The organism is Kordia algicida OT-1 (assembly GCF_000154725.1).
Lineage (GTDB): Bacteria > Bacteroidota > Bacteroidia > Flavobacteriales > Flavobacteriaceae > Kordia > Kordia algicida.
The window spans coordinates 4,504,405-4,519,751 of sequence record NZ_DS544873.1 but is presented as its reverse complement, the minus strand read 5'-3'; the positions used below and the strand labels follow the sequence as shown (position 1 = coordinate 4,519,751).

The window sequence follows — 15,347 nt, the reverse complement described above, 5'->3', positions numbered from 1 at the left end:
TTCTGTTTTGAGTGATGATTCTCTATAACAATATTCTTTATTTTCTACCAAATTTCCTATACGTAGAGTTGCGTATTTTTTTTGAATTGAAAGATTGAAGGATTGAATGATTATGACTTTTTTCCGTGTATTTTTTTGAAGATAAAATCTACTATAATGGAAAATAGCACGTAAATTCCAAGATACTTCGGAAGGTAGAGAAATTGAAAGAACGCACCATAACTTTCTCGTCCACTTGCGTAAGGTTCTCCAATAGCAGCATCTATCCATAATGTTGTTAAGATTAACATGAAAATAAATAGAAACGGAATCAGAACTGCGCCGATGAATGCAGGTGAAGAAAATTTCTTTTTTGGGTATTTTTTTCGATAAAGGTACATTCTCCACACATGGAAAATAACGATAAGACTCATGAGAATTATTGCCAACCAAAAAGATTCTAGATTGAGTAGAAATTTAGTGTAACTACTCAACTTTGGCATGCGTGTTATTTGAATGATTTCTAACGGCATTTTGTCAAAATGATAGTTGGCAATACCATTGATTTCTCCGCTTTTTGGAGTTCCTAAATTGATCGCAATATTGTCTTGTACTTTTGTCGCATCAATGGTAACGTCAAGTGTTCCAAAGGATTTCCAATATTTTGCTGGTGCTAGTGCATAGCGAAAACTGTCTTCATTGAGTCGGTTGTGTTTAAAGCGCCAGTTGCTTGCTCTGTAGCTTACTTTTATGCTGTGTTTTCCTGTAGAAATGTCCGTTTCGAAGTATAGAAAATCATTGAGTGAAATTCGGTCGCTTCTACCGTATTGAAAGTTATTTTCTATTTCACCAACTTCTTTTCGATCTGCATTGTATAAGTAGTGAAAGTTGGTCAGTTTTTCTTTGTCGTCACCATATAAATCCCAGAAATCTTCTTGTTTTTGAAGTGTTATTTTTTTTCCATCAATGTAAACTTCAAAGTTTTCGTAATAGTCAGAAGCGTAGAATAGTAACGGAATTTGGTTTCCGTCTTTTTCTGCGTTGATAATGTATTCGATATCAAAATCTGCATATTGAAAGTTTTTATCAATAGTAATGCGAAGATTTTCATGAAGAATGTGTACATATTGACTTAGGAAAGGACGTGTTCCTAACGTACCTTCTTGTACAGGAGAAGCCATATTTGCATTGAGAATGAATGCATTTAATAGACATATTAAAAAGATTCTAAATTTCATTATGACATTGTTTTTAAGAGTATTCTTTTAAGAAAAGTTACTCAATGGTTTAATTCAAAAATGGCAATTCAACAGTATTTTAAAGGTACTAAAAAGGAAGACTTACTTCAAATCAAGCAAGCCTTCCACAACAATTAAACGGATTATTTTAAGTATGTAAAGGATTGCCAAACTTTGGAAATCGTTAATTTATCTTTGAAATCTTCGTAGTTTGAAAGTTGATCGTCTTTTGCTGCCATAAGCATGATAATGTGCGTATCTGAATGCGGATTTGGCTTTGCGATGACATTGAAGAAATACCTTCCAACAAACTCATTACTGAGTCCTTCTTTCATGGTTCCGATAGCTTGAAGCGATAAGTATTTTTTTCCATCAAATTCTTGAATACCAATTTTGTCTTCTTCAATTTCGTATCCGCCACTTTTAAGCATATCGCGAATTTGTGTGATGAATGTTTTTCCATCTTTTTCAAGTGACATTCCATTCATTGTAATGTAACCAAACGAATACATTTCTGTAACAATACTGTCTTTTCCAACTTCTTGAATCATTCCGTAAGAATAGGTTTTTTTTCCTTCTACAGGTTTATCAAATTTTAGACTTTTTGGAATATCTACTGTAAAATGTACTTCTGGTTTGTCAATTTTTTTTGCGAATTCTGGCGTTACTTCATAGGTTAGCACTTCTTCTTTGGTTTGGCATTGTACGAAGCTAATTTGAACGCAGATAAGTAGTATGATAAATTTAATTTTATACATGATTTTTATTTATTGGTTTTAGTAATCTTTTACTTTTGAGCCTTTGTTATTAAAAACACCTTGCACAACATTTCCTGATGAGTTGTATTTCATTACGCCAAGTCCGTCAATACGATCATTGACAAACATTCCTTTGAATACGGAGCGATCAACATAGGTATACATTCCGTAACCGTTGCGTTTTCCATCGGCAGTATATGCGCCTGTGTAGACACTTTTGTTTTTCCATAAATAGGTTCCAACGCCGAAGCGTTTTCCTCCTTTAAAAAATCCCAAATACACATCGCCGTTGCTGTAGTTATATTTTCCAAATCCGTCAACACAGTCACCTGTACAGTTTCCTGTTTTTTTCCCTGATTTGTAGTTTACTCCTGCTTCTTGAATAAGTTTGCCATTTTCATATAATCCTGCCGTTATGATTTTATTTTCTTTATTCATTGTGTAGCCTAAACCGTGTTGTTTTCCATCTTTCCAACCACCAACATAGCTATTTCCACTACTCCATTGGTAATATCCAATACCGTGACGACGGTTATTTTTGTATTGTCCGTGAAAGTATGAATCCTCAGGATAGGTAATGTATGCAACGCCTTCAATAGCACCATTTTTAAAGGTTGCATCTGTGACGATTTCTCCAATTTTCACGCGTCCCCAACCTTCTTTACAATCTCCTTTTACACAGTTGTAACCGCTAGAGTCATTCGTAGTTGTTGTAGTTGTGTCTGTATTTGTTGATGTTGTTTGGTTGTTGTCCAATTCGCCACTGTAGTGCTTTCCTTTTAAGACTTCATTGTTTTTTGCCATACGAAATCCTAATAAAACATAGGTTGGTTTTTCATTGACAAAAATCACGGGATCACCATTATCTAAGTATTCAAAACGTGCATTTTTGTAATCGATATGCTTGCCCTTATCAACAATAAAGAAGTTTTCTTTGTCTAATTCTCTAATGTAAAAGATCGAAGTAGCATCTGGTGAAAGCAATTCCATTCGCTTCAATTTTTGATCTTTGATATTTTTATAATTGTAAATGATATAAGTTCTTCCTAAAGATTTATCAACGCGGTAATCAATCATGTGCGGACCTAAAAAGGAGAAGTCGCGCGATTTTACACGATTGTACCCATGTACGTAGTTGATAAATTTACCATCGTGTACATAATTCATATACGGTTGTCCTTTCATCAGTACGTTCGTCACAGGAATTCGCGTGTCTATTGTATGATTCTCTGGAATAATATTTTTTACAGCATAATACGTTTGTGTAAGTCCGTCATAAACAACTTTTTCATTGGGTTTCACACCTTTACTAATAGCAATATCTGTAGCGCGCTTTCCGTTTATATATACTGCTCCTCCTTTTTTAGAACTTGAGGTAAGTTTGTGATATCCATATTCTATTTTTTGAGGTTTATTTATGTCACTATAATAACGATTGAAGGTTTCAAAATGTTTTGCATCCGCTCGATCAGCATCGTAAAAATCAATTTTATTTCTTTTGTCATCAACCTCAACTATATAGCGATATGTTCCTGAAGAAACTTCTTCTTTAACTAAGAAACCATTGAGATAGTATGATTTTCCTTTGAAACCTTTACGCCCGTTGGCATATATATAACTCATATCAACAACTAAAGAATCTCCTTTTTTTACATAAGAGAAAAAACGTTCTTGATCTTTTTTACCTTTCTTTTTGATGACCGCTTTTATGACTCTGTCATTAGAGTCGTACGTATATGTTTTTTCATCACCGTACGAGGTTTTTTCATAAACCAATAGGTCTTTGTTATTGAAAGTATAATTGGACGTACTTCCACTTTTGTATTGAAACTTTGTTATGTTTCCACGCGAGTCATATTCAAACTTATCATCGTAGTTGTTGCCCGTTATTCTTCCGTTACTATTGTAATAATAGCGTGTTCCATAATTGTAAACGAGGTTTCCTTTTTTATCAAAAATCTTTCCTGAAGAAGCATAAATATCACCGCGCAAAAAGAAATGTTCTTTTTTATGCTTGAAGCCAATTGGATTTCGTGGCGCATTATCCATATCAATTTTTTGCGCTAATGTCCATTGACATATAAAGCAAAAAAGTAGTGGTAGTACTAAGTTTTTCATCTGTGTTATTTGTGTTATTTGTGTTTTGTTTTTTTAGTTTTAAATTTCTTTTATTGTGTTCATCAATTCGTCACACATATGTACTTTTACAGGCTGATTATTGAAAGCTGTTTTTGATAATTGCCCTTTGAAGAATGTTAGCAAGCTTACCGTAGCTTTATCGTCAACTTTACTTTTATCGATGACCATTTTAAAAATATATGTTCCTCCTTTTTTGTCTAATTCAACTGTTTTTTCTTTTTCATCTGTTGAAAAACCATATTCAATTAAGAAGTCTTTTAGTTTTTTTGCGTCTTGAAGTGTGACATTGCTAGTATAGCGAATTTCTGTAGCTTTGGCTTTGATTGTTTTGCGAGCGTCTGCTAGTTTATGAACTTGTAAGGTGTTAAAACTTGCGTCACAAAGATGTAAATCTACAGGCAAATCCATGTAATCTGAAAGTTCTTTTGGAAAAAAGTTAAACACGCTTTGCATGGCTTCGTTTTCTAGAAATTCTTTTTTGATTACCATTTTAAAAACATATACATCACCATCTTTGGTAAATTGTACTGATTTTGGATTGCCATCTGCAAATCCTGAGTCTACCAAACTTTCCCCTAATTTATCGGCTTGTGCTTCTGTTACACCGTCTTTGTAATAGACTTCAGTTCCGTTAAAAACTTTTTTTTCACCGTAATTTGCACAGGAGATAAATAATACAATTACGGGCAGTAGTGTTAGTATTTTTTTCATTGCATTTATTGTTATTAGTTGTTATACTGTTTTCAAACAGTAACAAAACTCTACTTTTTAATAGTCTATTTCAATACGAAGAATTGCGTATTTTTATAATTATTTTTACTGAAAACATTTTGCTTCGTAGCGACGTTTGTTTCCCGAATAACCAAGTTTTAGTGCCTTTTTCCAGTTTTTACAAGCATTTTTTAGATCGCGTTGCATATCATACACATTTCCTAGATTAGAATATGCTTTCCCGTAAGATTCATCATAAAAAACCGCTTTTTTAAAGTAGTTCATTGCTGCATCAATGTTTCCTTTTTTGGCATAACAAACGCCTAAACTGTTGTAGACTTCTGGTTGATTTTCCTCAATTTCAAGAGCCTTTGTATAGTCAATCATTGCATTATCTATAAAACCTATTGCATCATGTGCGCCACCACGATAAAAAAACGCTTGTGCATGTGTTGGTTGCAACTCGATTACTTTAGTGTAGTTTGCAATTGCCGCTTTGTAGTTTTTATAATCTTCTTTTGCGTTTTGTTTGTTGATTAATGCAACATGAAATCCTGCCTTATAGAAATATGCATCAGTTAATGTGCTATCTAACAAAATTGCTTCTTTACAGAGTTTGATTCCTTCTTGAAATTTTAGCTGTTCTTTTTTTACCAAAGCACTGTCTAATAGTTCTGTTGCCGATTGTGCATTTGAGCATAAGAAAATTCCCAAAAGAAAAATTGTGCATGTATATTTCATCAATTGTAAAAATTAGAATTTAAAATTCCACTTTTAAAAGACTTGAAACAATACGAATAATTGCGTATTTACATGTTTAACACGCTTCATTTTAAGAAAAAAATGTACATTGAAGGAACTTTGTTAAAACTATTATCATGTCAACACAATCTATAACATGTCCAAATTGCGGAAAAGGAACTATCAATTTTACTGTTGAAGATTTGCTTCAAGGAAAATCATTTAAATGTAATATTTGCGATGTTTCTATAGCTTTAGGAAGTCACAAGGACAAAGTTGGTGAAACTTTGAAAAAATTTGAACGTCTTAAATAACTATTTATGAAAACAAAGATTTTTTATTTTTTTATGTGTTTGAGCTTTCTGTTATTGCTGAATTGTTCTGATAAGAAAAAAACATCCGAAACTTCTGAAACCGAAACAACAGCTACCGTAAAAGATTCGATACCAACGAAAGATGCTGTTAAAGAAATTGACGCAGTTGTTTCACATTATATTTGTTATACGAATGATAAAAAACCTTCGTTGGAATTGTCGATTGCGTTCAATGCCGCAGGAAATGCGCTGTTTGCAAAGTATAAAGGACAACAAGATTCCATTCCGTTGCAAAACGTAAAAGAAGATTTTAAAAATGATGGCGCATATCCAACGATTACGCAGTTGTATGAGGAAATCTATAACGGAAAGAAAAACGGAACATACGAATTGACACATGCTGGAAATTGGGATTACGCAAAATACACACGCCAAAAAGATGGAAAAGTGTTTCTGTTTACGATAAATCACGATTTGACCGTGACTGGAAATGGCTATCGTGAAACGCCTTGTTTTTGATGACTCTCAGATGTCGAAAAGTCATTTTATTGGTATAATTCTTGGTAAGTAAAGTGTCTAGAAAAACCGTGCAATATCATGAATTTCAAAACTTTTATATTTTTTATTTTCACGGCTTGTAGTGTAAGTTTACAAGCGCAACATTGTGGATACGATATGCTTCAAATTATTGGTATGTTTCCGCATGCAGAAGATTCTCAGGAAATTATTCATGGTTTAAAAATTACGTTGGTCGATGAAAATGGACAAACCGTTTTGCTTCCGCAAGAACCTTATGTTGATGAAATGAACAAATTTCCACGAAAACTAACTTCTTTTGTTGCATGGCGAAATCAAACAGTTGATCCAGACATTAGACATAAAAAAAGAAACATCAAGAGACGTTTTTTTGGTTTTGTAGACAATCATTATATTATGATCGCTAGTTTTTGGAAAAAAGAAGTTTTTATCAAAGTAGAAGATGTTGACAACGAACATAATGGCGGAAATTTTGAAACAAAAATCGTTGCAGTTCCTAGAGAATATATGCTAGGTTTATGTGGTTACAGAGTTCCTTCTTCATTACATCAAAAAGCTTATAAAGTTTTTAATATAGCACTTAGTAAAATTCAAAAAGAGACCATAAATACGAATAAACAGACGGGTGATTATAATTTTGATGGTTTGGAAGATTACAGGATTTCAACCCAAAAAACACCTTATACACAATGGGATTATTATTTGTATGACAGTCGTTCCAACTCGTATGTAAAAGATAATTTTTTAAGCAGTATGTATTATGCCACTTTCGATTGGGTTCATACTGCATTTTCTGGAACACGTAGTTTTTCTGAAAGTAATTTGTCACGCACCAATGCGCAATATGATTTTTTTGAAGGAACTTTTAGAGTGGTTTCTAAGCGAACATGCGTTCAGAAAAGTGAAAATTCTGAACGTAGTGATTGTAGCTTTTACAAATTGAAAGATGGAACCTTAGTTTTTGACAAATTTGTACAAGGCGCTGAGTAAAAACACAAGCTTACCCTTATTTTTTACCTGTTGAAATCGTGTGTTGTATATGGATGTTTTCTAAAGTAATCGCTGATATTAAACTTACGATCTTCAAATTTTTCTTCCAGTATTTTGAAACTTTGAATTCTGTCTACTCGAAATGCTCTGAGTTCGTTTCGCAAGTGACACCACGCAATTAGAATCCATTTATTATCTGTAGAATACATGGCACAAGGTTCTATTTTTCGAATGGAAATTTGGTAATCGTTCGCTTTTTTATAGTGAATTTCCACACAATTAAAATTGGTAATCGCTATTTGAATTTCAGATAAAGCGTTGCTAGCAGTTTCTTCCAATTTCCAATTAAACACATGAATTTTATCGCTTAATATTTCACTTTTTTCTTGTACCGATGTTTTAAAAACAGATTTTATTTTGATGAGTGCTTCTTTAAAATCATTTACAAATGAAGCATCTTTTGACTGATTGATGATGTGTTCTGCAGTAATCAGCGCGTTGGCTTGCTTTTCAGTAAATTGTACAGGTGCAATCGTGTAATTTTCTATCAAACTATAACCTCTGCCTTCAATGGTATACACAGGCACGCCGGCTTCTTCCAACTTACGAATGTCTCTGTAAATTGTTCGGACACTGACATTGTATTTTTCTGCCAATTCGGTTGCCGTTAACAAACGTTTTGACCGTAATAAAGTTAATATTGAAATGAGTCTTGCAAGTTGTGTCATTACATACGTATAAAGTTTAAAGTCAGCACAAATATCAAATGAGCGCAGTTGAAATACCATTAAAAGCGACATACTTTCTGAATTTCTCCGCAACGCTCAATTTGACAAGCATTAATTTTGATTGTTTTTCATATGTTAATTCATAGAATGCAACGCCACACGATTTCCTTCGGTATCAATAAATTGCGCTATAAATCCGTTTTCATTGATGTCTGTTTTTGGCATTACAATTTTTCCTCCTGCGGCTTCTACTTTCCCTAAGGAATCACTTAAATCTTCTCCTGCATATAAATATACTGTCGATCCGTCTTTAGAAGGATTCATACCTTCCATTTGCATTAGTGCGCCACCAACTTTATGATTTTCCATATCGTACGGGAAAATTCCATATTTCATATTTTGATCTTCCATATGATGATCTTTTATTTCTCCTCCTAATATTTCCGAGTAGAATCGTTTAGCTCTTTCGTAATTTGTTACAGGAATTTCAAACCAAGTAATTGCGTTTTTCATGTTGTTGTATTTTTAAGAATTAATAATACCACAAATGTATTTGCATCTTTGACAGATGATGTCAGAGGTATTTTTATTTTTTAAAAATTAACGTTCCTCGTTGGTATTTACAGACATCTTCTACGGTAGAAAGTTTATTGTATTTTTTGATGACATCTTCGTGAATTTCCTTTGCTGACAACGGATTGTGCGTTCTGTAATTTTCTCCTTGAAAATCAATTACTGTCAAATTTGTTGCTTCACAAAGTTCTAAATAGAATAGATATGACAAGCGATTTGTATAGGCAATATCGTTTCCTGCCCAAAATTCCCAAGTCTCATCGGAGAATTTTAAAAAGTTGAATTCGGAGATATTTTTATCTTGAAAAAATCCTGGATTGGCAAAATGATCGATGAAATTAATGGTGTGTACCGCGCAACCATCTTTTGTAAGCCAACACTTCATTTTTGCAAATAATTCTTTGAGAAATGCTGGCGAAATGTGTTCAAAAACTACTTGTGAACAAATGTAATCATAGGAATTACTCACGGCTTCAATATCTGCTAAAGTGTATTTTGGAATATAACAAATCTTGCAATATGCCAACAGCTTTTCGAGTGTTTGAAACGACTGTATTTGCTGTAATCTTTCTGTGATTTCTGATAATGAATAATTACTATTTTCTGTAATTTTTTGAAGTACTTCGTGGTTGTTTAAATATTGAATTTGTTTTTGAAATGTCTTGATAGAAACATCTTTGGAAATATCCACCGTAACAACTTTATCAAAACCTAGCAAACTCAAAATTACAGGTGCAATGAGCGAATATCCTGTTCCGATTTCTAGTGCTGTTTTTTTAGGTTCAGATTTTACTATAATGTTTGAAGCTTCAAATTTGCGAATGCATTCGTAAAACTGATACAAGCACACATTTTTATGATAGTCTTTTTTGAGCGTAGCTGGAATGTGATTGAGCCGATCGCCAATCTTTGTAAAATGCAATAGTTTTTGCAAACTTGCTTTTATCTTCCAGTTCATCCGTGTATTATTCTCTGTTTTGCAAATTCTAAAATTTATTACGAAATCCCAATAAACTTTAAAAAATCATTTTTTTAAAACACTAAAAATATAGTTTCCTAGCAATAATTCTTGGAAATGATTTGTAAATTTTAAGATTTTTTTAACTAATTTTAAATAATTAAAAAACCGAGTTGCCAAATTGAAAGAAATTCATAAAAACCTCCATTTAACTTTGTCATCTGCCGCTATTTTGGTTGTTGGCGTTACCTACGGATTATATCCTGATACTTTTTTGCCGTTATTTTTTGATTTCGATGTAAAAACCACAGATCTCAATCACGTATTTCGTGCTATCATGGGTTCATATTTTGCATTGGGCATTTATTGGGGATACGCCGCGTATTTTCAGAAATATTGGCGTGGAGCTACATATTCCGTTATATTTTTTATGGGCGGATTGGCAACAGGACGTTTGCTCAGTATTTTTATAGACGGAATTCCTTCAACAGCATTTACCGTAGGAACTATTTTAGAAACTGTCTTCGTAATTTGGGGTTGTTATAATTTGAAGATTTATAAAGACCGTTAACAATTTACTTTGCTAAAAAAAATGTAAAGTCACTTCCTTTTCCTTCTTTAGCAACACAAGACTTTTTGACGTTGCCATTCGTTTTTAGGGTATTTTGGAGTAATCACACAATTATTAGGAGCTTTTTAATTGTAGCATCAAAAATATTAATATACAACATGATACGCAGAGATTTTATTTTTTAATCTTAATGAGGCATTAGCCACATAAAATCATTTATAAATACAATATTTTTCTGTTTTATCGTATTTTTACGTTGATTTTTAGATCACATTGCAATGGAAAAAGAAGCGTATAAAATTTATATTATTGGAGCAGGAGTTAGCGGATTGGTTGCCGCCAAAACCTTAGAAAAGTATGGTTATCATCCTGTAATTATAGAAGCAACCGATCGTGCTGGCGGACGTTTAAAAACAGATATCGTTAACGGATATCAGCTAGATCACGGTTTTCAAGTGTTGCTTACCGCATATCCTTCCGCTAAAGAAAATTTAGATTATGATGCGCTCGATTTGCAAACATTTTTGCCTGGAGCTACCATTTTTACCAATGGAAATCAAAAGACGCTTGGCGATCCGTTACGAAATTTATCATTATTGTTGCCCACATTATTTTCTGGAATTGGAAATTTTTCTGATAAGCTAAAAATTTTACGTTTGAATAAAAGATTAAAGCAACAATCACTTGCAGAAATATTCGATCAACCAGAAACGACTACATTGACATATTTGCGACAACTAGGTTTTTCGGAAGACATGATTGCTAAGTTTTTTAGACCATTTTTTAGTGGAATTTTTCTGGAACCAAATTTGGAAACTTCTAGCAGAATGTTTGATTTTGTGTACAAGATGTTTGGAGAAGGATTTGCCGCGCTTCCAAAAGCTGGAATTGAAGCGATTCCAAAACAACTTGCCACACAATTGAAACAGACAAAATTTTACTTTAACACACGTGTTGACAAAGTTGAAGATGGAAAAATTACGTTGAATAATGGTGATGTATTAGAAAGTCATTTTACTATTGTTGCCACAGAAGCGAGTCCGTTGATTTCAAATTTGAAATCGCAAGAAACTTCTTGGAAATCGTGTGACACATTGTATTTTGAGACTCCAAAACGTACGATTTCAAAGCCTTTAATCGGATTGGTTGCTGATGAAAGTTTGTTAGTGAATAATATTTTTTATCATCATAGTTTAGCCATAGCTTCGAAAGGCACTCAAGAATTACTGTCAGTTACAGTTGTAAAAGATCACAATTTGTCTGAAGAATTTTTAATCAAAAAAGTACAAGAGGAATTGAAAACGTATTGCGACATTGAGTCGTGTACGTTTTTAAAACGATATCAAATTCCGAAAGCATTGCCTAATTTACAAAACCTGCAATATGCGGTATCGCTTACGGAAACACGCTTGACGAATCAGGTGTTTTTAGCAGGTGATGTACAATTAAACGGTTCGCTCAATGCTGCCATGTCAGTTGGAAGTACTGCGGCTCACGGTGTCGTTGAAGCTCTAGGTGATACCGTAAATATGCAAGCTTTTAAATTTTAATATGATGAAAATATCTACACAGTTAGCCAAACATTTTAGAGAAGTTCATTTTGGAGGAAATTGGACAGGAACGAGTTTTCAACAGATTTTAGATGGTGTCACTTATGAACAAGCGATTACCAAAGTTGGTGATTTAAACACAATTTTAACGTTAACTTATCATGTACATTATTATGTTGCTGCGGTTTTGAAAGTGTTTCAAGGTGACGCTTTGAATGCTAAAGATGCGTATAGTTTCGATCATCCGCCAATTTCTTCTCAAGCAGAATGGGAAACATTTGTTGCAAAGGTTTTTAATGATGCTGAAGCATTTGCTGATTGTGTTGAAAAATTATCTGAAAATTGTTTCGATCAAGATTTTACAGATAAGAAATACGGAAGTTATTACCGGAATATCGCCGGAATTATTGAACACACACATTACCATATTGGACAGATTTCTTTGTTGAAGAAGTTGGTTTGATGGTTTTTTGTTGTTTGTTATTTCATCTCGATAGCTTTGCTAGGTATCTTCAATTAAAATATATTTTAATTTCGATAATGCTCGATGAAACTGGTTTTGGGCGTTGGTTTTCTGGTCACTTCGCATTTGGGTAATAGATAGATGTTTACGCAACTTTTTTAAATCATAGTATATCTGCTAAACTTATAAACTTATAAACTGTTAAATTTGTTTTTTGAAATTTTAAAGTGTACTTGGAACTTGACTAATACTAAATACTTAAGAGCATGGTGTTTCAAAACCTAGCACTCAATCTAAAGCCATTTTTTTCTTCGGAAGAATATAAGAAGTGCAAGAAATAAAATAATCATGATTCCCCAAAGCGCAAAATATCCGTATTTGTATTGCAATTCTGGTATATAATTGAAGTTCATTCCGTAAACTCCTACAATGAATGTTAATGGTATGAAAATCGTAGAAATGATGGTTAAAACTTTCATGATTCCGTTCATTTTGTTGCTGATTGTTGTCATGTGCATATCCATTAATCCCCAAACCATTTCACGATAGAGATCAATGTTGTCGTTAATTTGTAAGATATGATCTTGTAAATCTTTGAGGTATTCGTATGTTTTGACAGTGATGAGTTCGGATTCTGACTTTACAATTCTACTAATTACTTCACGAGAAGGCAGTATGCTTCTGCGCAAGCGTAATAAATCTTGTTTTAGGTATTGAATGTCTCTTGAGATGTCTTCGCGCGGACTTTCTAAAAATAATTCATCTTCTATAAGTTCTACTTTAGTCCCAAAAGTTTCTATTACCACTGCATAGTTGTCAATTATGGCATCCATTAGAGAGAATGCTAAATAATCAGAGCCCATACTACGCAATCGACTTTTTTGATTGAGGAAACGTTTACGAATTGGATTAAAGATGTCTTCGTCAGTTTCCTGAAACGTCAACACATAATCAGTACCAATAATGAAAGAGATGTGTTCTGTGAGTAGTTCGTTTTCTTTGTTGTGATATAACATCTTGAGCACTACAAAAATATAATTGTCAAACTCATCAATTTTAGGTCTTTGATTTGTGTTTACAATATCTTCTAATATTAGCGGATGAATTTTGAAGTATTCGCCAATTTTGGTAATATCTTCCGCATTGTTTAAACCATTGACATTGATCCATGTTACACGATTATTTCCTTTTACATCAAATACTTTTTTGATCTGCTTAGTTTCATACGTTTGATGCTCATCTATTGTATATTCATGGACTTCTAGTAATGTTTCTAAATTTTCTTTGTCACCTGTGTAGACCAATTCGCCTGGAGCTTTTCCTAAACTTTTGGAAGCTGTTGCTTTTTTACTTTTTTTATCTTTTTTAGATGGTATGCGCAAGGTTCTTGGTTTTTATCGTTCGTTTTTTAAAGATACAGAATAATTTAAAACCGTTGGTTATGAGCCATCTTCAATGGTTTCTATAGTTTCTGTAGCTTCTGTAGATGTATCGTTACTTTTTAACGCTTCCCCAGGTTCTAAAATTTGCAATCCTTTTTGCATTACTAAGGAGTTTGGCAAAGAGATATTTTCACCATCATCAGTTTTTATAAAAAAGTAAAATGCGGTAATATTTTTTACCTCGCCTATCCAATTGTAATCTTTGTCAATGATTTTGATACGATGTCCAATTCGAATCGGATGATAAAAAAACAAGATGAAACTTGCGGTAAGATTTGATAGTATAGACCATTGTGCAAAAAAACCAACTCCCAAAACGGCTAATACTGAAGAAATGAAAATGGTAAATTCTTGAAACTTTACGCCCCAAATAATCGCTAGAAAAAACCCAGAGATTAGATAAATTATAAAGAAACAGATGTTAAATATTACTTTTCTTCGGTTGATTTCAATAGCTTGTACAAAACTAAATTTTCGAATTGCTTTTTTGATAATCACAATTACGATCATCATAATGATGATGAGTATGAGTGTTAAGAATAATTGTTCTTTCGGAATAACCATGATCTTATTTTTAGTTATTTTGTATATCAAATGTATATAAAAAAAGTATAGCTAGAACGAATTCTAACTATACTTTTAAAGGTTTTTTAGTGTTATTTTATGCTTCTACGAGTTCTTCCTCAGCTTTAGATACTTTTAGAGTTTGGTCATCAAATTGTAACGTACGTATTGGGAATGGAATATTGATATTTTCCTTATCGAACGCTTGTTTTATTTTAATGATCGCTTTACTTTTTGCTTTTAGTTTTTCAAGAGAATTTTCGGCATCAATCCAAAATCTACATAAGAAATTGATAGAACTTCCGCCATATTCAGTATAGTAAAACTCTACATTTTCTGCACCATTGATTTGTTCAAATGAATCGGCGATCGCTTTTTTGGTAAGACTTTCTACTTTTTCCAAATCAGATTCATAGCCAACTCCACATTCAACCATAACACGCATTCGTGTGGTTAGCGAGTAATTTTTTATCGGGTTTTCTAAAATGGTTTTGTTAGGAATTACCACAATATTATTATCAGCTTCTTTTAAAACTAAGTAGTTTAAGGCAATGTCAATAACTTCACCTGCATATCCTGTGGTTTCAACCCAATTTCCAAGACGAATATTTTTTCTGAATGATAATACGACACCTGAAATTGTATTGGAAAGTGTTCCTTGCAATGCCAAACCAATTACAATACCTGAGATTCCTGCACCTGTAAGTAATCCTGAGATCGATTCGCCAAGATTCATTACACTTAAGGCTAAAAATAATCCAAATAATACAACCAATACAGCTACAACTCTAGAAATTAACTTAGCAACTGCTTTTTGCTTTACGCGTCCGTCAATGAGTTTTAGAGTCGTTTTAAACACCAAACGCGATAAGAAGTAACTGATGATTAAAACTAATAGAGCAACTCCAATGTTTGGTAAATTTTTAACTAATAAAACCCACCAACCTTCTAGTTTGTCGATGAGAATTCCTGTTGTTGATTTTATATCTTCCTGCATGTTCTTTTCTTTTTATTGTATTTAGTTGATTTGTGTTATTTAAATTCAAACTAACCTCATCAATTGACAAGGTTAGTGAGTTATTCTTTATTGT

General features: G+C 32.9%; 17 protein-coding genes. 6 read left to right on the top strand and 11 right to left on the bottom strand.

The window, feature by feature from the left end:
* Positions 1-110 precede the first annotated feature (110 nt).
* From KAOT1_RS23240 to KAOT1_RS19295, 5 genes are all read right to left on the bottom strand, one after another.
* Positions 111-1,217 carry a hypothetical protein gene (locus tag KAOT1_RS23240; protein WP_007096587.1) on the bottom strand — a complete coding sequence of 369 codons (1,107 nt, stop codon included), beginning with the start codon at positions 1,215-1,217 and terminating at the stop codon, positions 111-113.
* A gap of 143 nt (positions 1,218-1,360) precedes the next feature.
* The gene (locus tag KAOT1_RS19310; protein WP_007096586.1) at positions 1,361-1,975 is read right to left on the bottom strand and encodes a hypothetical protein; all 615 of its coding nucleotides are present in this window, start codon (positions 1,973-1,975) and stop codon (positions 1,361-1,363) included.
* 18 nt (positions 1,976-1,993) lie between these two features.
* Complete coding sequence (locus KAOT1_RS19305) at positions 1,994-4,093, bottom strand: MORN repeat-containing protein (protein ID WP_007096585.1); 2,100 nt, start codon at positions 4,091-4,093, stop codon at positions 1,994-1,996.
* A 39-nt stretch (positions 4,094-4,132) separates the two neighbouring features.
* On the bottom strand, positions 4,133-4,825 hold the full coding sequence (locus KAOT1_RS19300) for a hypothetical protein (protein WP_007096584.1): 693 nt from the start codon (positions 4,823-4,825) through the stop codon (positions 4,133-4,135).
* Positions 4,826-4,930: 105 nt separating this feature from the next.
* Positions 4,931-5,566: a tetratricopeptide repeat protein gene (locus tag KAOT1_RS19295; RefSeq protein WP_007096583.1), complete on the bottom strand. Its 636-nt coding sequence runs from the start codon at positions 5,564-5,566 to the stop codon at positions 4,931-4,933.
* A gap of 137 nt (positions 5,567-5,703) precedes the next feature.
* On the opposite strand from KAOT1_RS19295, the gene KAOT1_RS23100 reads away from it, so the two are divergent.
* From KAOT1_RS23100 to KAOT1_RS19285, 3 genes are all read left to right on the top strand, one after another.
* Positions 5,704-5,880 carry a hypothetical protein gene (locus tag KAOT1_RS23100; protein WP_007096582.1) on the top strand — a complete coding sequence of 59 codons (177 nt, stop codon included), beginning with the start codon at positions 5,704-5,706 and terminating at the stop codon, positions 5,878-5,880.
* Positions 5,881-5,886: 6 nt separating this feature from the next.
* Entirely contained in the window at positions 5,887-6,399 is a 513-nt protein-coding gene (locus KAOT1_RS19290; RefSeq protein WP_040559714.1) for a hypothetical protein, read from the top strand.
* Between the two features lie 78 nt (positions 6,400-6,477).
* A complete protein-coding gene (locus KAOT1_RS19285; RefSeq protein WP_007096580.1) occupies positions 6,478-7,407 on the top strand; it encodes a hypothetical protein in 930 nt (309 codons plus the stop codon).
* A gap of 23 nt (positions 7,408-7,430) precedes the next feature.
* Here KAOT1_RS19285 and KAOT1_RS19280 read toward each other — a convergent pair whose 3' ends face one another.
* The 3 genes from KAOT1_RS19280 to KAOT1_RS19270 all read right to left on the bottom strand — a co-directional run bounded on the left by KAOT1_RS19280 (position 7,431) and on the right by KAOT1_RS19270 (position 9,666).
* Positions 7,431-8,135, bottom strand: coding sequence for a helix-turn-helix transcriptional regulator (locus KAOT1_RS19280; RefSeq protein WP_040560176.1), 705 nt, complete (start codon positions 8,133-8,135; stop codon positions 7,431-7,433).
* A gap of 135 nt (positions 8,136-8,270) precedes the next feature.
* The gene (locus tag KAOT1_RS19275; protein WP_007096578.1) at positions 8,271-8,648 is read right to left on the bottom strand and encodes a VOC family protein; all 378 of its coding nucleotides are present in this window, start codon (positions 8,646-8,648) and stop codon (positions 8,271-8,273) included.
* A 73-nt stretch (positions 8,649-8,721) separates the two neighbouring features.
* Complete coding sequence (locus KAOT1_RS19270) at positions 8,722-9,666, bottom strand: glutathione S-transferase family protein (protein ID WP_007096577.1); 945 nt, start codon at positions 9,664-9,666, stop codon at positions 8,722-8,724.
* A gap of 181 nt (positions 9,667-9,847) precedes the next feature.
* Between KAOT1_RS19270 and KAOT1_RS19265 the strand changes: the two genes are divergently transcribed.
* The 3 genes from KAOT1_RS19265 to KAOT1_RS19255 all read left to right on the top strand — a co-directional run bounded on the left by KAOT1_RS19265 (position 9,848) and on the right by KAOT1_RS19255 (position 12,250).
* Positions 9,848-10,237: a DUF4345 domain-containing protein gene (locus KAOT1_RS19265; RefSeq protein WP_007096576.1), complete on the top strand. Its 390-nt coding sequence runs from the start codon at positions 9,848-9,850 to the stop codon at positions 10,235-10,237.
* Positions 10,238-10,515: 278 nt separating this feature from the next.
* On the top strand, positions 10,516-11,787 hold the full coding sequence (locus tag KAOT1_RS19260) for an FAD-dependent oxidoreductase (protein ID WP_007096575.1): 1,272 nt from the start codon (positions 10,516-10,518) through the stop codon (positions 11,785-11,787).
* Positions 11,788-11,791: 4 nt separating this feature from the next.
* Positions 11,792-12,250: a hypothetical protein gene (locus tag KAOT1_RS19255; RefSeq protein WP_040560174.1), complete on the top strand. Its 459-nt coding sequence runs from the start codon at positions 11,792-11,794 to the stop codon at positions 12,248-12,250.
* A gap of 293 nt (positions 12,251-12,543) precedes the next feature.
* On the opposite strand, the gene corA is transcribed toward KAOT1_RS19255, so the two are convergent.
* From corA to KAOT1_RS19240, 3 genes are all read right to left on the bottom strand, one after another.
* The gene (corA, locus tag KAOT1_RS19250) at positions 12,544-13,632 is read right to left on the bottom strand and encodes a magnesium/cobalt transporter CorA (RefSeq protein ID WP_007096573.1); all 1,089 of its coding nucleotides are present in this window, start codon (positions 13,630-13,632) and stop codon (positions 12,544-12,546) included.
* 57 nt (positions 13,633-13,689) lie between these two features.
* Positions 13,690-14,256, bottom strand: a complete 567-nt coding sequence (locus KAOT1_RS19245; RefSeq protein WP_007096572.1) for a mechanosensitive ion channel domain-containing protein — start codon at positions 14,254-14,256, stop codon at positions 13,690-13,692.
* A 97-nt stretch (positions 14,257-14,353) separates the two neighbouring features.
* A complete protein-coding gene (locus KAOT1_RS19240) occupies positions 14,354-15,253 on the bottom strand; it encodes a mechanosensitive ion channel family protein (RefSeq protein ID WP_007096571.1) in 900 nt (299 codons plus the stop codon).
* Between the last annotated feature and the right edge of the window lie 94 nt (positions 15,254-15,347).